The sequence below is a fragment of the Neisseria sp. P0009.S008 genome (genome assembly GCF_051958615.1).
Classification (GTDB): Bacteria; Pseudomonadota; Gammaproteobacteria; order Burkholderiales; family Neisseriaceae; genus Neisseria; species Neisseria subflava.
Window position 1 is genome coordinate 45,102 of the sequence record NZ_JBQCVG010000009.1, and the last position, 20,201, is coordinate 65,302.

Consider the following 20,201-nt stretch of genomic DNA (forward strand, 5'->3'; position numbering starts at 1 on the left):
TCTATATTACAAAATATTAAAATGCAATTACATTGCAATTTAATAAGTTTTATCTTTAAATTTTATCTTAAAGGGACTATTAAACATGACTGGAAAGACTGTTTATTTTCGCCTACCCGAAACCGAACAAAAACATAAAAATTCTGTAACACAAGAAATGCTCGGGAAGAGTATTTCCCGTGCTTTTCGTTCCTACAAAGCGCAATTTCCGCAATATTCAAGCAAAGAATATGAGACTGTTGCGAAACAGTTTTGCGAAGATTTCTTCTTAGCCGATGAAACAATAGTTGCTAACTTTGCCAATCTTTCTTTGCAAGATAATTCGGAAAAAAAAATTTCTTTATCTATTCGAATTTCTTCCCATCCTGTTTTCAATCAACATATTCCTCATAACATCGCGGTAGCCGTTATCGGATATTGTCCGACAGCAACTGGTAGTCCTGTTTTTATTCCTGAACGAGTATTTCTCACACATGGAGTAATGGATGCGACTGCTTATGAAAAAAAAGTTGAAACTCATTTTTATCAGTTACAGGAAAATTCATATCCGCCTCGCAGTCAACCTAATTTGCTTTCCTCTGATTTTACAAAATCCCTACCGGCATATGCCGCTAAAACTAAAGAACGCTTGTCGGGTTGGTTAGGCTTTTTGACCTTTAAAAATAAGTTAATCAAACACAAAACTCAGGGGTTACGATACCTGAATTGGCAGTTCAATGAACAAACAGGGCAGGTACACTTTTTGGTCATTGCGGAAGATGAACAGGTATTGAAAAAAGCACGTGCCGCATTTAGCCGTCAAAACCTGCATGCTTTTAAAAGAGAAACTTCCGATCAACCCTTCCGTTTTTTACTGCCTCAAAAAGACGCCTCGCGTGTGGAGAGTGCTTTCTCACAATTAGGGCAACTTGCGAAAGACGGTGTCAAAATTATCCAATTCAACCATTCAGATAAAGCCAAGGTGAAGGCTTGTGAGGATTATCGTAAAACGTTGCAACAAGAAAATGCGGGGGGAAAAAATCAATTTGATTTCAGCAAGGCAGTATTTGCTGATGTTTTTGTCGATATTTCCGAGGAACTGAGTAACAAAATTTCCCAATTTGAAGATAATACCAATTCAGATAAGCAGGACGGTAATCAACATTCCCGCCAAGATAAAATTGATCATTTATTCCGAAATCTTCCCAAAAACGGTTTCTTGTCTATTTCTTTAGTCGGCGATTTAGCGTTGATTGAGCGTCATCGCCGGGCGGTAAAAAACCTGCAACAAAATGAAGGTTGTTATGCGCCGTATCTTTCAAGTTATCTGTTTGATATTAAAAATGCCAACCGGCCGAACGAGATTCCCGAAATTACTGAATGGGAAAATAAAAATCTGAATGACAAACAAAAATCTGCCGTACAAAAAATGCTGGCGGCACCTGATATATGTTTGATTCAGGGACCACCGGGAACTGGCAAAACCACGGTCATCGCCGAGGCCTGCCTACAATTTGCCAAGCGCGGAGAAACGGTCTTGCTTGCAAGCCAAGCTCACGACGCATTGGATAATGCTTTGTCGCGCCTGCAAAACCATCCTGAATTAAGGGCTATCCGTTTAGCAAAAAGTGCCAACCGCATTACGGAAGAAGGTAAACAATTTACCGGCGAAAGTATATTGAGCAAACATTATGTAGCGTTGCGCAATTATGTAGCCAAAGAATACCTGCAACCGTTTAACGCATTATCGGAAGAAACCGAAAAACTTCGCGAATGGGTAAAACAGGCTGAATTTGTGGCACATGATTTGCAACAGCTTCGTGCAGAATACCGTACCAATCAAGGTCGTCTGAAACAGGCAGAACAGGCACTTATCCAAGCTAAAATTGAGTTTGACGAACAGCAGGATATTTTCAGACGACATAGCCGCGATATAGAAAACATTGCACAGCTTATCGGCTTACTCAATGAGGAAAATTCCGGTGAAGCCTTGCGCAACAGCGATTTTGTTTTACCCGAAACACTTTATCCATTGGTAGAACATCTTACCAACTTTGAGCATCTGCATATCAGCCAACCGTTTTCTTACGAGCTGTTTCTTGCCGAAAGAGAAAACCAAGCTGCCATTCTTTATAAACTGATTCAACTTTATCAGCGTATTCAGGCAGTTTTGCCAAAAATGGAAGCAGATTTAGCACGATTGAACGGTGGCAATGGCACAATGGGGGCAGATACGAAAACTCTACTGAAAATAGAACAGTTACAGCAGGAAATCGATGAAATCGCTGACAAAATGGAAAATGATGACAGCGATGAGCTTTCCGCTCAATGGAAAGAAAAGCGCAAAGAATTACGTCGTCTGAAAGATAAACCGTCGGACGGTCTAAATCTCGAACCTTACCAAATTTTTAACGATGCAAAACGTTTTGAGCAAAATAATCCTGCAATGCTCAAACCGTTGCTGATACAGCGCGTTCAAAATCTAACCATATTCCAACAGAAATATCAGACATTGGCGCAAGATACAGTTTGGGATTTGAACAATCAATTGCAAGGATATGATTTACAACCGCCAAATGATGAAAGCGTACGGGAAAAGCAGGCCGATCTTGAAGCATTAAAAGAGGATAAGCATCAAATTACCGAACGAGTTCGTCTGAAAAAACAACAGGCAGCACAAATACTTATCGATGGCGGATTTTCTGCCGAAGCCGACTTTTTGTCAGAATTTGCCACACAGCAAAGCCGTTTGAACACATTAGAAAGTAAACTACAAACTCTACAAACACAAAACCAAGATTTTATGCCTTTATTCACCCGTTGGCAGGAAATCTTGAAGGAACCTGAAAAAAGCGCGGAAAAAGATTGGAACGATCTGGAAAAACCGTTTGTTGAAAGCTGCAATCTGGTTGCCATTACCTGCAACGAAAACGAGCGGACACTAACCGATAATAATTTTGACGGTTTTGATGTAGTCATTATCGACGAGGTCTCCAAAGCCACACCATTAGAGATGTTGCTGCCGCTTATGCGCGGTAAGAAAGCTATTTTGGTGGGTGACCACCGTCAATTGCCGCCGATATTCAATGAAGCCGACGGACTGACATTTGAAGATGAGGTCGAACAAAACGAAGCACAGGAAAACAAGCAAGATTCCGATACGGATTTGACCGAGGATAATTTGCATAAATTCGAAAAAATGGTAACGGCAAGTCTGTTTAAAGAATTGTTTGAAAAGGCACCGGAAAGTTTACGCGAACGCTTAAATATTCAATTCCGTATGCACCCTGACATCATGAAGATGATCAACTACTTTTATGAAAGGCAATTGACTTGCGGCAATCCGGAGGCCGAACGACCTCATGGGATTGAGTTTAAAGGACTATTGTCCAAAAAAGACCATGTGCTGTGGATTGATACGACAGATGATGAAAAAGGAAAGCGTTTTTCGATTAATGACGGACAAAGCAATATCAACGTATTAGAAGCAAGAATGATTGCCAAAACATTAATGGATATAAACCGTCAGCTTGAGACATTGGGTTATGGCAAGGACAACAAAATGAAAGTAGGTGTCGTTTCATTTTACCAGCCTCAATGCCGCGTCATTCGTGATGAAATCCGAAAAATCAATAAAGATAAATTATCGTTTTCCGCCATTGATGTAGAAATCAATACGGTTATCCGCTATCAAGGCAAAGAAAAACCGATTATTTTACTGAGCCTGGTAAAAAACAATGGTGGTGATAGAACACAAAAATTCCGAGCCGGCAGAGCAAACATCGCCCGTTTTGAATTTATCAATGTGGCAATGTCTCGCGCACAAAATCTTTTATTGATATTCGGTGCAAGAAATATGCTGGAAAACCGGGAAGTCAAACTGCCTCGAATGGATAAAGCAGGATACGATAAAGAAATGGTTTATAAGAATATGTTCAAATATTTAGAACATTGGGCAGAAACAGGCGGAATTTGCGATGCGAAAGAATTTTCCGCCATCCTGCCAAACATACAACCTCAGCAAAAAGGGCGTAGATAATGGATAAATTGCTGGCAAAAAAGACCTTTTCCTATCCGATTTACCGCGTGGATACAGAGTATCGCTACCGTAAAATTGGTACGCCGACCGTATTTACCGAGTTGTTGATGGGTCTTGCCCATAATGATTTTCCACAGTTGGCAGATAACAACTTGGCGCAGATTGCCCATAAACTGAAACTGGATTTTACCTTTATCCGCTATACGTTGGAAAATCTTAATGATACGGGTTTAATTGAACATATTGACTTACCTGATAAGAAAGATGATTTAGATAAGTTGTCTCTAAGAGACTTAAGGCTGACCGACAATGGCAAAAAGTTTTACCATGAGAAAAAAATGCCGGGACGGCGTAGAACAGAAAATGCTGAATTTTGGTTTAATCCATTATTGAATGAATATGTCAGCAAACCAAAACAAAGCGCAAGCAACGTAGAAGATGTTGTTGAGCTGAATTGTTCCCTTTTCCCTGTTGATGAAGCTTTATTGCAGCAATTGAGTGGGCTGGAGTCTACAAATCAAAAATGGTTTGATGCCGAAACCGAATTGGAGCATGACGGCATCAGCGTAACGTGTGATGAAGATACATTTTTACCGCAAACTGTCCCTGTCAAGCTCACACTGGATAGCAACCATTATTTGAATATTGACAGCGAAGACAAGCTGTTCTCCCAATGGATAAATACGCGCGAGCCACAAGTCATCAAAGAAGTTCTGCTTGAACCTATGATTTTTGATGCTGAAGACGCAATCGAATGGGATGTAGATTTGGATTTGCCTGAAAACGGTTTGCTGTCGCTGGTTTTGGCAGATAAGGAATCCGACACACGCCAAATCGGCAATACGGTTGAAGTTAAATTTAATGGAAATCAGGAACTTAACGATAAAATGCCGCTGATTGTCTTCGCCAACATTGCCGAAGCTGAATTACACGGCAAACATCTTTTTGTTCCTGCGCGCTTAGATGATTCAGACGGTCTGACCCGCATATTTTTCCGTTTTTCAGATAATACGCTTTTTGTGGAGGAAACAGGTTATCTTGAGTGCTATTTCGATCATCAGCCGTATCCGTTACCGGCAAAAATTTTATATCAAGAATCTGAAAATTGGCTTGCCGACCTGCCCGCCCTTTCCCAGCCAAATCTGGCGGTTTTGGCATTTATGGCAAATTTTGTCCCCGCAGTCGATATTCTGAAAAAATTGCCTGAGATGACAATAAATCAAGCAGTTGGCTTTGCCGAGTTAATTAAAAAGACTTGGAGTAAGCCGTTCCTCCCCGAGAACTGGGAAGAAAAAATCGAGCCTCTTAATAATGAAGACGATTTGGAACAATTTGCCAAACTTTTCCCCAAGACAGATTTGAGCTTGGCAAGATTTTCAGCAGAAGCACAACGACAAGCCTTTGATTGGGCGGTCAGTAATGAAAAATCGACGGCACGTAAAATTCCCGAATTGTCCGACCTGCTGGCGCAACATAAAGCATTAGGTCGTCTGAAACCCGACGAATTGAGGTTAAAAGACATCAAGCAAAACAGTTTGGTACAAATCGATCAATGGCAGGAAAACGTTGAAAAAATCAACCGCACTTTTCCTGCAATTTCTGCTTCAAACGACATTGCCAAACTGTCGGAGCAGCTAAAACAATGGCAGTCGGCAGTATTCCAATATTTCGAACCGATGGACGTAACACAGAAATTTGCCGTATTGGATACCAACTATATCCGCCATCACCCCGACAGACTATTTTCAATCCAAGCGGAACGCACGGTCATTTTACCGAAAACCGTCTTGGGCGAATTGGATCATCAAAAAGAGAAAATCGAAAAAAAATTAGGACTGGCCGAGCAGCTTTTGATAGAAAAAAGCAAACAATGTGAAGCCATTGTTTCAGACGACATTGATGCACAAATTGCAGATTGCGATGCCCATTTAGGTCGTCTGAAAGCAGAGTTAAATGCGGTCAGAATGCAGTTGAACCAGTTAAACAGTAAGGAACGGCCAAATGGCTAAAAAAAAACAAAAACAAGCAAAAACAGCAAAACCAAATCAACGGACAAACCAAACCGGCGGTAGAAAAATCACCTAAAAGGCTGGCATTGGAGAAACAGTGCAATGAATTGAATGTGCAAATCCTAAAAGTCCAAAATCAAAAAGCCAGATTGGAAAAAGAAAAACGTAATTTGGATTTAAAGCGTCAATCGGTGGAAAAGGAAAAAATCCAAGCAGAAAAAAACGTTGAACGGTTGGAACGAGAAGCCGCTGAAATACGCGAGGCCATACGCAAGATTGAAGAATTGAAACTGGCGCGGCATACGGAATCCGCCGAACCGGAAATTTTGGCATTAATGGGGGCAGAAGCAGACGGTCAGAACCGCAACGGACAAAACGATCAAGCCATCCTGGCTGTTGCCGCACGATATAAGTTGAACGATATTGTGCTTTATACGGAAGATAAAAACCTTAAAAATCACGCTACGGCGGTCGGTATTAAAACCATCTGAACCGTAACGTCGTCTGAAAACGATTTAGGAGACGAATAAAATGAGTCAAATCAGCGAAAACCGTTGGCAATTGGAACGCGAACGGGAAATCCGCGAAGCCGCACGCAAGGCAAGGGAAGCCGAAATCAGCCAAACAACGGAAATTTATCTGCGCCGTTACGAACAGCAGCTAAACGATTTGGAAAACAGCGATCTGGCTGAATTTGCTTTGCAGAACATCGCTACCATACGCACTGAGATTCAACGGGTAAGACATATGAACGCTTATGACGGACGTAACCGCAGTTTTGCTATTGGTCGGCTTGTACAAGCCATACGTTACGAAGCACAGGAAAATAAAAGAGTAGCGGAAGAACACCAACGTCTGTTGCGTGAAGAGGCGGAACGTGCGGCGGAACGTTTGCGTGCTGAAATAGAAAACGTATGGATACAGGAAACAAGTAATTGGGAAAATAAGCAGGCACGAAATTTGGCATTCAAACCTTTAGCAATACTTCGAAAACGTATTACGGAGGAAAATCTAAGTATTGCTGACATAAAATCGGCGATTCGCGAAATTAAACAATCGGCAGAACAACAAGCCGAAGAAATTCGGAAAAATTTTGCTAAAACCGTACAAGACGAAGTTGCACAAACACAAAAGTCCGATCTTTTAAGATTTATTGAAACGGCCAATCTGCCACAATCGGAATCCGAGCGGTTAAAACAAAAAATTGAGCAAGAAAATCAGAAGGATTTGACAGAAATCATCCAAGAAGCCCACCAAATCGAAGATACGGTGATTGAAAACGAAGCAGTCCGTAAGGAAATGGTCAAAGCCGTACATCAATCGCTGAAGCAAGCCGGTTTTACGGTTTTGCCACCGGTCAAACAAGGTGTCGGTGAAGACAGCGTCGTTGTCATCCAAGCAAGCCGCCCGCAAGGAAACCGGGCAAAATTCCGTGTACGTTTAGATGGTGCGGTTCGCTATGAATTTGATAACTATAAAGGGCAACGCTGTAAAGAAGATATGCAAAAAGTATTGCCGAAACTATCCGAAGTTTATGGTGTAAATTTATCTGATGAACGTGTTCTTTGGGAAAATCCGGATGACGAACATGCCGATGCCAAACCCATCAATCCAACACATACGGCAAAATCGCACTAAGGTAAAAAAATGAACGAATACATCAATACATGGCTAGAAAACTTTGAACGTCAATCCATGATACGTCGGGCTTTAATCATCAGCGGAAACATCATTGACTTAGGTTTCAACCGTTATAACAAATTAATGCCGATAAACAGAATTATTGAAGAAAGTTTAAAAGCACAAGGTTTCGAACAGGTTGTATTTTACTCACGTTTGAATGGGATATCAGGTGTTTCCTCTCAGGAATGGGATGGATTGAACCGGCTCGGCATGCAGGCCGAAGTCGGTGAAGCTTACGATTTTGACGATGACGGTGAAGATAATAAAGCAATATCCGGATGCATTCCCATTCAGCCTCAGGATTTTTTTGCTACCGTTGAACAAGTCATGACCAAAACACAGAAAAAAGCCGCCTTTATCGTAGATTGGTCAAATTATCTGTTCGGGCAAATCAATGCCTTGAGTGAAACGGAACGGGCTTGGTTGCAACAAATTGCTACTGGCCTACGGGATGCCGAACAAACAACAACCGCAGAAGCGATGGGCCAACCGCAAAGCCTGTTGGTTTTTCTGTGCTCGGGCAATACCGCCTTACCGCCATCCGTTTATCTGAACAATCCTTTATTTGCCGAAATAACCATCCCCCTACCTAATATTTCCGAACGCGAAGCCGCTATTTTGGCAAGACAAACACAGTGGAAGGTTAGTGATAATTTGAGTGCGGGAAGTCAATCGTTGGCAGATTTTGTTACGTTGACCGACACCCTGACTTTACGCGATATAGATAACCTTGTCCGCTTATCCAGACAACAGCAGGCACCTATCAATATACAGAATTTAGTATCGCTGTACCGTTATGGTAAACGCCAATCCCCTTGGGAAAAATTGAATTATCAAAGATTGAAAGATGCCCAAATCACGCTGCAAAGGCGAGTCAAAGGACAAGAATCGGCAATTGGAGCCGTAAACAAGATTTTGATACGGGCCTATACCGGGCTTTCAGGGTTGCAACATTCAGTTAAAGCCCGTATGCCTAAAGGCTCGCTGTTTTTTGTCGGACCGACAGGTGTAGGCAAAACCGAATTAGCAAAATCATTGGCACAATTTCTATTTGGTGATGAGGATGCCTGCATCCGCTTCGATATGTCCGAATTTAATCACGAACACGCCGATCAACGCTTAGTCGGCGCACCGCCGGGATATGTCGGTTTTGAAGAAGGAGGTCAATTGACCAATGCAGTGAAAACACGCCCATTTTCCCTGCTCTTGTTTGATGAAATCGAAAAAGCCCATCCTCGGATTTTAGATAAGTTTCTACAAATATTAGAAGATGGCCGATTGACCGACGGCAAAGGCGAAACCATTTCTTTTGCTGATACCTTTATTGTTTTCACTTCCAATATCGGTGCAACTAATATTCGACCTGACGAAGATAATAAAGAAAATATTGCAGAACAATTTAAGCAGGCAGTGCAATCTCATTTTAGAGACGAACTAAACCGCCCAGAATTATTAGGACGTATAGGCGATGCAAACATTATCCCGTTTAACTTCATACAGGATAATGCTGTATTAAAAGATATAGCGCGCGCAAAACTTAAACCGTTGCCAGGCCGTCTGAAAGAAAAATGGGGGCTTGAAAAACTGGTATTTGAAAATGAGAATAAAGCACTAGATGCATTAATCAAACAAGTAAATTACCAACACGGGGGGCGTGGCGTATTAAACGTGTTAACAAAATATTTATTCGACCCGCTGGCAGAATTTCTCTTTGAGCAAGTAGAACAGCCCCATAAATTAAAAGGCAGGACATTAAAAGTCTTGCAGGCAGGAAAATATTTTGATTTCGAGTTGGAATAATGCACTGGCTGAATATATCCCATATTGTTGAAGCTACCGAAGCCGAAGGACCGGGTCTGCGTTTTGTCATTTGGGTTCAAGGATGTCTGAAACGGTGTAAAGGTTGTTGCAATGGTGAATTACTGAAAATAAAACCTGCCCATCTTATGCGATCGAATGAAATCATCCAATTACTTAAAAACGCAACAGAAAAATATCCACTGGAGGGTCTTACCTTTCTTGGTGGAGAGCCTTTTTTACAAGCTGAAGGATTAGCCGATATTGCCGAGGCTGCACATAATCTAAATCTATCTGTAATGGTTTTTTCCGGTTACGAATATACCGAACTGTCAGAAAATAAATTTTCAGGCAGCAAAAGGCTATTAAACTCTACAGACCTATTGATCGACGGAGAATTTGATAATACACAAATAGAAACAACAAGAAATTGGGTGGGTTCGACAAACCAAAAATTCCATTATTTGACAAATCGTTATTCAGATGAGATTGAGACTCAAGAATTATCGGTAACTAATGAGTGGAGAGTGGATAGTTGTAATAATATTCAAAGTAATGGATTACCTATTAAATTTTATCCATATTAATTTAACAACATTAAAATAATACATTTCTACCTATTATACGAAGACTTATACTATCAAATTATAAATAAAAAGGTCGTCTGAAACATGAACCCCCAAGACAAACGCTGGCAGATTCACCGCCATCTCGCCCAAGACACCGACGAGCGCCTGCAGCTGGTCCGCAATGCACCCAAACGCATCATGCTGATTGGTGCCGATGCCGACATCAGCCGCAGCCTGCTGGCCACGCGTTATCCCGACGCCGTGTTTGAAGAATACGATCCGAATGCCGATTTTTTGAAAACCGCCGCCGCCGCGCGCAAAGGCGGTTTCTGGCAGAAGCTGACCGGTAAAACCATCCCGCAACATTGCCAAGCCCTGACCGCGCCGTTGCCCGAAGCATCCGCCGATATGTTGTGGGCCAACCTCAGCCTCAGCCGCGCCGACGATATTTTGCCGGTATTGAAAAACTGGGCCGCCGCTTTGAAAACCGACGGATTATTGTTTTTCACACACTTTGGCCGCGACAGCCTGAGCGAGCTGACAGGTCGTCTGAACCATGAAGGCATCGAATGCGAAGCGCCCACGCTGATTGATATGCACGACTTGGGCGATATGCTTGCCGACAACGGCTTTTACGATCCGGTAACCGACACGGCCAAGCTTGAGTTGAGCTATAAAAAAGCCGGGACGTTTTGGCAGGATATGGAAACCTTGGGATTGTGGAATACGTTGAAATTCAGCAATCCGCAAGCGGCCAAGGAATGTGTGGATAAGATTTTTGCCAACGAAGGTCGTCTGAACATCACGCTTGAAACCGTGTACGGTCATGCCGTGAAGAAATTGGTGTTGCCGCAAGGGGAGAACGTGGTGCAGTTTTTCCCGAAACGGCAGGACTAGTTTGGCGGTTGTGTCGGTAGGATTTACACCGCGATTGCGTATTGTGGAATGCGGTTTGGCGTTTGTATCGATTGCCTGCGCTGTTTAATATGTATGAAAAAGGCCGTCTGAAAAGTTTTCAGACGGCCTTTTGTTTGATTCCAAATTAAGCCTGTTTGGCCGCCCATTCGGCCGGAGTGGCGGCAACGGAAATCGACAGCGCGTGCAATTCGTTGCTTGCCAGTTGCGGCTTGAGGCCGTCTTTAATCAGGCGGTGGCGGGCGAGGCGGGCTTTGCCTTCAAATGAGGAGGAAACGATTACGGCGAAGAAGTGATGGCCGTCGCCTTCGACTTCGACGTGTTCGCAAGGGGTAACGCCTTCAATCAGGGTTTTGACTTGTTCGGGTAAAAGCATGGGGGTTCCTTGGGAAATGGTTTGCTTGTAAAAGAGGGCATTATACCGAATCTTGATAAAAACAGGCCGTCTGAAAAACCAAAATTCGGGTTTCAGACGGCCTCGGTTTTTTGAAGCGTCAAATGCTTATTCGTACACTTTCAGCAGCTCGACTTCAAAAATCAAGGTCGCGTGCGGAGGAATCACGCCGCCGGCACCGTGTGCGCCGTAGCCCATTTCGGAAGGAATGGTCAGCTTACGTTTGCCGCCTTCTTTCATGCCGCCGAAGCCTTCGTCCCAACCTTTAATCACTTGGCCGACGCCCAGAGTGATGGTCAGCGGTTGACGGCGGTCGAGGCTGGAGTCGAATTTGGTACCGTCTTCCAACCAGCCGGTGTAATGTACGGTGATTTCTTTGCCTTTGACGGCTTCTTTGCCGTGGCCTTCTTGCAAGTCTTCAATAATCAGGCTCATGATGTTCCTTTCGGATGTATGGTGAAAATCGGCTCAAGATTACCATATTGTGTGGAATCGTGAAACAAAGCCGACTATATGCCCGGCAACAAAAAGGCCGTCTGAAACGGATTTTCAGACGGCCTTTGTTTTGTGCTAAACCTTATTTGTTGTCAGGTTGGGATTTTACATCGGTGGATACAGGCAGCTCAGGCATGGTTCGGGCAGATTCAGGAACATTGCCGGAGAGGGCTTTCAAGAAGGCAACGATGTTTTCAGTTTCTTCCGGAGCCAGAGTTTTACCCAATTGGGCTTTCGCCATGATGTTGACGGCTTTATCCAATTCCCAAACGCTGCCGTTGTGGAAGTATGGATAGGTACGTTCAACGTTTCTCAAGCCGGGAACACGGAAGAAGAATTCATCTTCGGCTTTTTTGGTTACGTCCGCACGGCCTTTGTCGTGTTTAGGATCGTCGATGTGTTTCCAGTAAGGACCATCCACCAAACCGAATTTTTGGAACATGGTACCGCCCAAGTTGACGCCGCTGTGACAAGCGATACAGCCGTTGTCCATAAATGCGCGTACGCCTTTGCGTTCTTGTTCGCTCAGGGCAGATACGTTGCCTTTCAGGTAGTCGTCCCAACGGGTCGGGGTCAGCAGGGTACGTTCAAACGCGCCCAATGCGGTGGTGATGTTTTTGAAGGAAACCGTGCCGTCTTCAGGGAATGCGGCTTTGAATTTCTCTTGGTATTCAGGAATACCGGCGATTTTTGCGGCGGCATCGGCTTCGGTCGCGTTGGCCATTTCAACAGGGTTGAGCAATGGGCCGCCGGCTTGTTCTTCCACATCGGCTGCACGGCCGTCCCAGAATTGGCTGCCCAACAAGGCGGCATTCAGAGCAGTTGGGGAGTTACGGCCGCCGAATTGGCTTTTGTGGCCCGCGCTGGTCGGCATGTTGTCTACGCCGGCAGTTGCCAAGTTGTGGCAAGAGTTACAGCTGACGGTGTTGCCTTTGGACAGGCGGTTTTCGTACCAAAGTTGTTGGCCGAGTTTGACCTGTTCTTCGGTAAACGGACGGATTTTTTGCATTTCGGCTGTGTCAGGCAAAGGTTTGAACGTAGCTTGCGCGCGTTCCAACAGGGCTTTGTCTTCGTCAGAAACATCGGCAGAATTTTGAGGGGCTGAAACGGCGGCGGTGCTTGCGGCAGCATCGGCAGCACTCGCGGCAGAAGCAGCTTGAGGAGTTTCAGTAGTTTGTGCAGTTTTCTCACCGCAGGCGGTCAACGCGGCAGAAACGGCCAAGGCCAGAACGATTTGGTGGAGTTTCAAACGTGGCATAGGAGGTTCCTTTGTTATGCATTTGTTATGTAATGGTTTGCTGGTTGCAGCAGCAGTGTTTGAACTATATTAAGATAAGTTGCTTTTGATTCTTGCTGTAAATCAACCTTTTATTTTTGATAAATTTTGAAAATATAACCGATAGAGAATTTTATGTTATGAAACTTTTTTATTATTTATTTACAGTTAGTTATGATTTTTAAGGCCGTCTGAAAAAATAAAATTCAGACGGCCTTTTAGTTTTTATTGATTACGTTCGTTATTTTATTTTAAAAAATCTTAATAATTATAGGATTATTAAAAAATGAAAATAATTTGCGTTATTAAGCGTAAAGCGTTATAAATGCGTTAACAAATGAACGTTTCACTTTAGAGTTTTTTATGCTGATTGCTTTTTTGATTATGCTGCGCGAGGGCATTGAAGCCGCCCTGATCGTCGGCATTGTTGCCAGTTTTTTAAAACAGTCGGGACACAGCGAGCTGATGCCGAAGGTTTGGCTGGGCGTGTTTTTGGCTGCGGCCATGTGTTTGGGTATCGGTTACGGCATTCATTCCGTTACGGGCGAGATTCCGCAAAAAGAACAGGAATTGGTGGTCGGCGTTATCGGCCTGGTGGCTGTGGCGATGTTGACGTACATGATTTTGTGGATGAAAAAGGCCGCACGTTCGATGAAACAGCATCTTCAGGATTCTGTTCAGTCGGCCTTGAACCGCGGCAGCGGCCAGGGTTGGGCCTTGGTCGGCATGGCATTTTTGGCTGTGGCGCGCGAAGGTTTGGAGAGCGTGTTTTTCCTGCTGGCCGTGTTCCAGCAAAGCCCGACGTGGTCTATGCCGATAGGCGCGGTGTTGGGGCTGTTGGTGGCGGTTGTCATCGGTACGCTGATTTATCAGGGCGGTATGCGCCTGAACTTGGCGAAATTTTTCCGTTGGACGGGCGCGTTTTTGATTGTGGTGGCGGCCGGTCTGCTGGCCGGTTCGTTTCGCGCGCTGCATGAGGCTGGCGTATGGAATGCGATGCAGGACATCGCTTTCGACACATCGAAATATTTGCATGAAGACAGCCCTTTAGGCGTGCTGCTCGGCGGTTTCTTCGGCTATACCGACCATCCGACCGAAGGCGAAGTCCTGATTTGGCTGCTGTATCTGGTTCCCGTCATGATTTGGTTTTTGCGCGGCAGCGCGCCGGCAAAAACGTTAACTAAATAAAAAGGAATGAAAATGAAAAAATTCAATCTGACTGCTTTGTCCGTAATGTTGGCTCTGGGTTTGACCGCGTGTCAGCCGCCTGAAGCCGAAAAAGCCGCGCCTGCCGCTTCAGGCGCATCCGCTGCCGCCAATGCCGACGGTTCGGTCAATATCGGTGTGAACGATACTGCCTGCGAACCGATGGAATTGACCGTCCCCAGTGGCCAAGTCGTGTTCAACATTAAAAACGACAGCGGCCGTAAGCTGGAATGGGAAATCCTGAAAGGCGTGATGGTGGTGGACGAACGTGAAAACATCGCCCCGGGTTTATCCGACAAAATGACCGTTACCCTGCTGCCGGGCGAATATGAAATGACTTGCGGCCTGTTGACCAATCCGCGCGGTAAGCTGATTGTTACCGACAGCGGCTTCAAAGACACTGCCAACGAAGCGGATTTGGAAAAACTGTCCCAACCGCTCGCCGACTATAAAGCTTACGTTCAAGGCGAGGTTAAAGAGCTGGTGGCGAAAACCAAAACCTTTACCGAAGCCGTTAAAGCCGGCGACATTGAAAAGGCCAAATCCCTGTTTGCCGCCACCCGCGTCCATTACGAACGTATCGAACCGATTGCCGAGCTTTTCAGCGAACTCGACCCCGTCATCGATGCGCGTGAAGACGACTTTAAAGACGGTGCGAAAGATGCCGGGTTTACAGGCTTCCACCGTATCGAACACGCCCTTTGGGTAGAAAAAGACGTATCCGGCGTGAAGGAAATTGCAGCGAAACTGATGACCGATGTTGAAGCCCTGCAAAAAGAAATCGACGCATTGGCATTCCCTCCAGGCAAAGTGGTCGGCGGCGCGTCCGAACTGATTGAAGAAGTGGCCGGCAGCAAAATCAGCGGCGAAGAAGACCGTTACAGCCATACCGACTTGAGCGACTTCCAAGCCAATGTGGAAGGCTCCAAAAAAATCGTTGATTTGTTCCGTCCGCTGATCGAAGCCAAAGACAAAGCGTTGTTGGAAAAAACCGATGCCAACTTCAAACAGGTTGAAGACATTTTGGCGAAATACAAAACCCCGAACGGTTTCGAGCTGTACGACAAATTGAGCGAAGAAGACCGCAAAGCCCTGCAGGCGCCGATTAATGCCTTGGCAGAAGATTTGGCCAAACTGCGCGGCATTTTGGGTTTGAAATAAGATAACGCGTTTTCAGACGGCCTTTGGATATTGAAAGGTCGTCTGAATCTTATTGTCGTCCACACAAAATATGCTTGAAAACCAACCTTACTTCACACGATTGCAATCTTTCCGTTCCCTGCCAAGGAGCAGACCATGAGCCAAAACAAACAACCGGCACAACCCGAAAAACGAACCCTTTTCAAAACTGCCCTTGCCGCCGGCGCCATCGGCGTTGCCGGTTATTTTGCCGGTAAAAAACAAGGCGAAGCCGCCGCCGAAACCCAAAACAACCAACATTCCGAGCTGGCCTATCCGTGTTATGGCGAGCATCAGGCAGGCATCGTTACGCCACACCAGCTCTTCGGCATCATGTGTGCCTTTGACGTTACCGCCAAAGACGCCAAACAACTTGAAAACCTGTTCCGCGCCCTGACCGCCCGCATCGAATTTCTCACCCAAGGCGGCGAATACCAAGACGGCGACGACAAACTCCCGCCTGCGGGCAGCGGTATCCTCGGCAAACAATTCCGCCCCGACGGATTGACAGTTACCGTCGGCGTCGGCAGCAGCCTCTTTGACGACCGCTTCGGCCTCAAAGACAAAAAGCCGAAACACCTGCAGGAAATGCGCGACTTCCCCAACGACAAACTCCAAAAATCGTGGTGCGATGGCGACCTCAGCCTGCAAATTTGCGCGTTTTCCCCCGAAACCTGCCAAGCCGCCCTGCGCGACATCATCAAAAATACCGCCCAGTTTGCCGTGATCCGCTGGAGCATAGACGGTTGGCTCCCTAAAGCCGAACCCGGCGCCATTGCCGCGCGCAACCTTTTAGGTTTCCGTGACGGCTCCGGCAATCCCAAGGTCGAAGATCCCAAAGTCGCCGATCAAGTCCTGTGGACAGGCGTTGCCGCCAACAGCTTGGACGAACCGGCATGGGCGAAAAACGGCAGCTATCAGGCCGTCCGCCTCATCCGCCACTTTGTCGAGTTTTGGGACCGCACCCCGATGCAGGAACAAACCGATATTTTCGGCCGGCGCAAATACAGCGGTGCGCCCATGGACGGTAAAAAAGAGGGCGACACCGCCGATTTTGCCAAAGACCCAGACGGCAAAATCACGCCCAAAGACAGCCATATGCGCCTTGCCAATCCGCGCGATCCTGAGTTCATGAAAAAACACCTGCTCTACCGCCGCGCCTTCAACTACTCGCGCGGTCTCGCCGCCAACGGCCAACTCGATGTCGGCTTGATATTCATCTGCTATCAGGCCAACCTTGCCGACGGCTTCATCTTCGTGCAAAACCTGCTCAACGGCGAGCCGCTGGAGGAATACATCAGCCCGTTTGGCGGCGGCTATTTCTTCGTCCTGCCGGGTGTCGAAAAAGGCAGCTTCCTCGGCAAAGAGCTTTTGGGCGTATAAATCCGCCGATAGTTTGAATAGATAAAAAGGCCGTCTGAAACCTGATTTCCAGATTTCAGACGGCCTTTTTAGTTAAGAAAGCATCATTCCACGTGATTGGGATTGCACGATTTGTTTTTGTTGCTCCTCATATTCAATTTGTTGTGCCGTTTGCTGAATTTGGCTCAGGCTTTCCTCTACCGGCGTCTTAGCCGCTTCCCACATATCTACAGAAGCCATTATTAATCCGGGGGCTCTGTGTCCGACCGAGATTTTCCCATTATCGTTAATATTGAATAAAGACACGTCCTGCATATTGTTTGCATAGCATGTGGAGGTTAATGACATAGAAATTTTATCTACATCATTTTTATCATAGGCAATATTTTTCTTATCACAGAAGTCAGTAAAAGCCTGTTTACACTGATGGAAGATGGCCTGGGCAGTTTTAGGCATATCGTTGATTTTTAGAATATCCCCATCGATGCTAACCTGTGCGTATTGATGCCTTTGTTCGCGTTGATTTTCAGTTAAAATGTATCGTTGGATAAAAGTTCTCTCAGGCATTAGCTTGTGTACATTTTCCATTAACTCATCGATATTTTTTCCTTCGGGATAACGGGAAATGGTATTCGGGATCTTTTCAAATTCGGGAATATTGCCCAATACTTTGGTTGCCGCTTTTTCGGAAGTATTAATCGTACCGATTTTCTGGCCGTTCCTGTATAAATCTTTGCTGTGAGTGGAATAAACGTTGCTGGCATTTAATGCGGCATAGACGAAATCGATGCAGCTTCGGCTGTTCCAGTTGTAGATGTCTTCGTTGAAACCATATTTTTTTGGGGTTTCTCCAAAATCTTTAAGTTTGTCATATTGTGTCTGTGTGATGGCTATCGTTTTCCGATACACCTGCTGACTATAAACCTTATGTTCGTCCTCTTGAACTTTGCCCGGTTTGTCGGGAGAGTACCAATCGAATTTTGCAGAACCGTGCGGCGGTGCAAAACCGTAGGCCTTGATCGTTCGACCACCATCTTCACTAATACCGTAGAAAACATGACCTGGATCGGAGGTCAGTTGCTTGCCATTCTCCATCCAAGGTTTTCCGTCTCTCAACAGTGGCGTACCCGCGCCTGCCACATAAATTGTCAGGGTATATTTTTTCTGATTGCTCATCATTTTTTCCTTTCATCAGGGGTTTCAGAATTGAATTATTTGTAATACGGTTGGGTATTAACGGACACAGATAGACGGAGTTTAGGATAATTGGGGAAATCTTGAAGCGGTCTAATTTTCAGCCTGTAATAGCCCCCTTTTTCCTGTATCAGAAACCAAGCCATCGCATTCTCTCGGATACTAAATTCTTCTCCATTAAATGTGTGAGACGAGTGAGCAATAGATTCATCGGCAACAAATTGAGTTTGGTTATTCTTGAATCTAATAGCATTCTCATAATTATTATTAATTTTTGGCAATTCGGCATAATGAATAAAATTATTACTCAAACTTATTTGAGTTTCTTTCTTCCCTTTGTCAAAATGCACTAGAGAAGTTTCAAATTTCAACAACTTGTTTTCAATCAAATAATCATTCATATCCACTCTCTTTCCAACGTCGTAATACTTTTCATCTTCAAGCGGATACATTGCCATAATATAGATCGCATAGTTCGTTTCGAGGGCTTTTGGCTTTTTTTTCAATTTGAAATAAAACACCTGCTCCTTCTTCGGGTCGATAACCAACGGCTGCTCGAACGGCACTTCGTACACCGGATGCCCGTCAACCTCTTTCGGCACGTCTTTGTACGGGTCGCTGTATTGGGAACAGGCACTTAAAAGGGCTGTTAGAAATCCTAAAACCGTCAGGGCATATCTTTTTCCACTCATAATAATTTCCTTTCTATAAAATCATTTTGGGGTACGTTCTATATTGACATAAATGCCTAATTTCAACTTGGGATAATCGGGATATTGCTGCAACGGTCTGACCGTAAGTTTGTAATATCCCCCTATATCCTGTATTAAAAAACCTGCTACGATAATATTGGTTGAAAGATAATCTTCATTGCCTATTTTACGATTGTCGAGAGAATCAGGATATTTCGCAGTAAAATATTTTTCCTTACTCTCAAAACGGATAGGATGTTTTTTGTTAGCACTTTTTTGCAATACATCCAAATAATAGCTGATACTTCCCTCTTTAAGCCCTACTTTGACTTCTTTTCCTTGTTTGTCAAAATGTTGCAGGGACATTTCAAACTGCAATAGTCCTTTTTCAACCAATTCACGATCCAAATTTCTATATTTTGTATACTTTGGAATTTCCTGAGTTTTATACTGTTCTACTCCATCGACAATATGCTTTGTGACTATATTTGAATCTGGTCTCAAGACAACAGTCCGAATATTGAAAGCATTGCCTATTTCAAATTTCTTATTCAATTTAAAATAAAACACCTGCTCTTTCTTCGGGTTGATAATCAAAGGCTGTTCGAACGGCACCTCGTATACAGGATGTCCGTTAATTTCTTTCGGTACGTCTTTATATGGATCGCCATATTGGGAACAGGCACTTAAAAAAGTTGCAAAAAAACCTAAAAGAGCTAGTGTATATTTTTTTGTTTTGTTCATTATTTTTCCTTTATATTTTCGGTTGATAGTAAAAATATGATTAAGTATATACCATTAAAGTTTTAAATATCTTAATTTGTGAAAGGCCGTCTGAAACCAGATTTCAGACGGCCTGAGTTTTTCTATCAAACCAAATGTTCCGCCAAGAAAGCCAATGCATATTCGACGGCTTGCGCCCTTACTGCTTCGCGGTCGCCCGTGAATAGCGCGGTTTGCTCAAACGAACCTTCGGGCGTGGCCAGGCCGAACCAGACTGTGCCGACCGGTTTGGCCGCGCTGCCGCCGCTAGGGCCGGCAATGCCGGAAATACTCAAGGCGTAATCTGCCTGCGCGACGGCCTTTGCGCCGCGTGCCATTTCATAGACGGTCTCGCGGCTGACCGCGCCGTGTTTCAGCAAGGTGTCGGGCATGACGCCGAGACGCTCCTGTTTGGCTTGGTTGCTGTATGTGACGAAGCTTTGATGAAACCATTGCGAGCTGCCGGAGAGGGAGGTCAGCGCACCTGCAAGCAGACCGCCGGTGCAGGACTCGGCGCAGGTAACGGTTTGACGGCGGCTGGTCAGGTGTTCGGCGATGGTTTGCAGATGGGACATGGCGGCTCCTTATGGAAAGGGTGGAATGGGGCGGGTGTTCGATCCGCCGGGTTTCAGACGGCCTGAAAGTTGAAA

General features: G+C 44.9%; 17 protein-coding genes. 10 read left to right on the forward strand and 7 right to left on the reverse strand.

The window, feature by feature from the left end; genetic code table 11:
* Positions 1-85 precede the first annotated feature (85 nt).
* The 7 genes from ACTHSQ_RS08610 (at position 86) to ACTHSQ_RS08640 (ending at position 10,973) form a co-directional block, all read left to right on the forward strand.
* Positions 86-4,018 (forward strand): DEAD/DEAH box helicase, encoded by a 3,933-nt coding sequence (locus ACTHSQ_RS08610; protein ID WP_440371828.1) that lies wholly within the window; start codon positions 86-88, stop codon positions 4,016-4,018.
* Positions 4,018-6,027 (forward strand): PIN domain-containing protein, encoded by a 2,010-nt coding sequence (locus tag ACTHSQ_RS08615; RefSeq protein WP_440371829.1) that lies wholly within the window; start codon positions 4,018-4,020, stop codon positions 6,025-6,027. The genes ACTHSQ_RS08610 and ACTHSQ_RS08615 overlap by 1 nt, the downstream gene beginning before the upstream one ends.
* 113 nt (positions 6,028-6,140) lie before the next feature.
* Positions 6,141-6,518 (forward strand): PIN domain-containing protein, encoded by a 378-nt coding sequence (locus ACTHSQ_RS08620; protein ID WP_440371830.1) that lies wholly within the window; start codon positions 6,141-6,143, stop codon positions 6,516-6,518.
* Between the two features lie 40 nt (positions 6,519-6,558).
* Positions 6,559-7,665 (forward strand): hypothetical protein, encoded by a 1,107-nt coding sequence (locus ACTHSQ_RS08625; protein WP_440371831.1) that lies wholly within the window; start codon positions 6,559-6,561, stop codon positions 7,663-7,665.
* 9 nt (positions 7,666-7,674) lie between these two features.
* Entirely contained in the window at positions 7,675-9,510 is a 1,836-nt protein-coding gene (locus tag ACTHSQ_RS08630) for an AAA family ATPase (RefSeq protein ID WP_440371832.1), read from the forward strand.
* A complete protein-coding gene (locus ACTHSQ_RS08635; protein WP_003686644.1) occupies positions 9,510-10,094 on the forward strand; it encodes a 4Fe-4S single cluster domain-containing protein in 585 nt (194 codons plus the stop codon). Before ACTHSQ_RS08630 ends, ACTHSQ_RS08635 begins: the two co-directional genes overlap by 1 nt.
* 84 nt (positions 10,095-10,178) lie before the next feature.
* Complete coding sequence (locus tag ACTHSQ_RS08640; RefSeq protein WP_440371833.1) at positions 10,179-10,973, forward strand: class I SAM-dependent methyltransferase; 795 nt, start codon at positions 10,179-10,181, stop codon at positions 10,971-10,973.
* A 145-nt stretch (positions 10,974-11,118) separates the two neighbouring features.
* Here the strand turns inward: ACTHSQ_RS08640 and ACTHSQ_RS08645 are convergent, their stop codons facing one another.
* The 3 genes from ACTHSQ_RS08645 to ACTHSQ_RS08655 form a co-directional block, all read right to left on the reverse strand.
* Positions 11,119-11,367 (reverse strand): BolA family protein, encoded by a 249-nt coding sequence (locus ACTHSQ_RS08645; RefSeq protein ID WP_440371834.1) that lies wholly within the window; start codon positions 11,365-11,367, stop codon positions 11,119-11,121.
* Positions 11,368-11,493: 126 nt separating this feature from the next.
* Positions 11,494-11,823 carry an FKBP-type peptidyl-prolyl cis-trans isomerase gene (locus ACTHSQ_RS08650; RefSeq protein ID WP_094192864.1) on the reverse strand — a complete coding sequence of 110 codons (330 nt, stop codon included), beginning with the start codon at positions 11,821-11,823 and terminating at the stop codon, positions 11,494-11,496.
* Between the two features lie 139 nt (positions 11,824-11,962).
* The gene (locus tag ACTHSQ_RS08655) at positions 11,963-13,138 is read right to left on the reverse strand and encodes a cytochrome-c peroxidase (RefSeq protein WP_440371835.1); all 1,176 of its coding nucleotides are present in this window, start codon (positions 13,136-13,138) and stop codon (positions 11,963-11,965) included.
* Between the two features lie 381 nt (positions 13,139-13,519).
* Here ACTHSQ_RS08655 and efeU point away from each other — a divergent pair, with 381 nt between their 5' ends.
* From efeU to efeB, 3 genes are all read left to right on the forward strand, one after another.
* Positions 13,520-14,344 (forward strand): iron uptake transporter permease EfeU, encoded by an 825-nt coding sequence (gene efeU / locus ACTHSQ_RS08660; RefSeq protein WP_440371836.1) that lies wholly within the window; start codon positions 13,520-13,522, stop codon positions 14,342-14,344.
* Between the two features lie 12 nt (positions 14,345-14,356).
* A complete protein-coding gene (gene efeO, locus ACTHSQ_RS08665) occupies positions 14,357-15,523 on the forward strand; it encodes an iron uptake system protein EfeO (RefSeq protein WP_049335642.1) in 1,167 nt (388 codons plus the stop codon).
* Between the two features lie 135 nt (positions 15,524-15,658).
* Positions 15,659-16,924 (forward strand): iron uptake transporter deferrochelatase/peroxidase subunit, encoded by a 1,266-nt coding sequence (gene efeB / locus ACTHSQ_RS08670; RefSeq protein ID WP_070631554.1) that lies wholly within the window; start codon positions 15,659-15,661, stop codon positions 16,922-16,924.
* Between the two features lie 72 nt (positions 16,925-16,996).
* Here the strand turns inward: efeB and ACTHSQ_RS08675 are convergent, their stop codons facing one another.
* From ACTHSQ_RS08675 to ACTHSQ_RS08690, 4 genes are all read right to left on the reverse strand, one after another.
* Positions 16,997-18,079 carry a hypothetical protein gene (locus ACTHSQ_RS08675; protein ID WP_440371837.1) on the reverse strand — a complete coding sequence of 361 codons (1,083 nt, stop codon included), beginning with the start codon at positions 18,077-18,079 and terminating at the stop codon, positions 16,997-16,999.
* Positions 18,080-18,114: 35 nt separating this feature from the next.
* A complete protein-coding gene (locus ACTHSQ_RS08680) occupies positions 18,115-18,789 on the reverse strand; it encodes a hypothetical protein (protein ID WP_440371838.1) in 675 nt (224 codons plus the stop codon).
* 21 nt (positions 18,790-18,810) lie between these two features.
* The gene (locus ACTHSQ_RS08685; RefSeq protein WP_440371839.1) at positions 18,811-19,533 is read right to left on the reverse strand and encodes a hypothetical protein; all 723 of its coding nucleotides are present in this window, start codon (positions 19,531-19,533) and stop codon (positions 18,811-18,813) included.
* Positions 19,534-19,658: 125 nt separating this feature from the next.
* A complete protein-coding gene (locus tag ACTHSQ_RS08690; protein ID WP_003686660.1) occupies positions 19,659-20,126 on the reverse strand; it encodes a CinA family protein in 468 nt (155 codons plus the stop codon).
* Between the last annotated feature and the right edge of the window lie 75 nt (positions 20,127-20,201).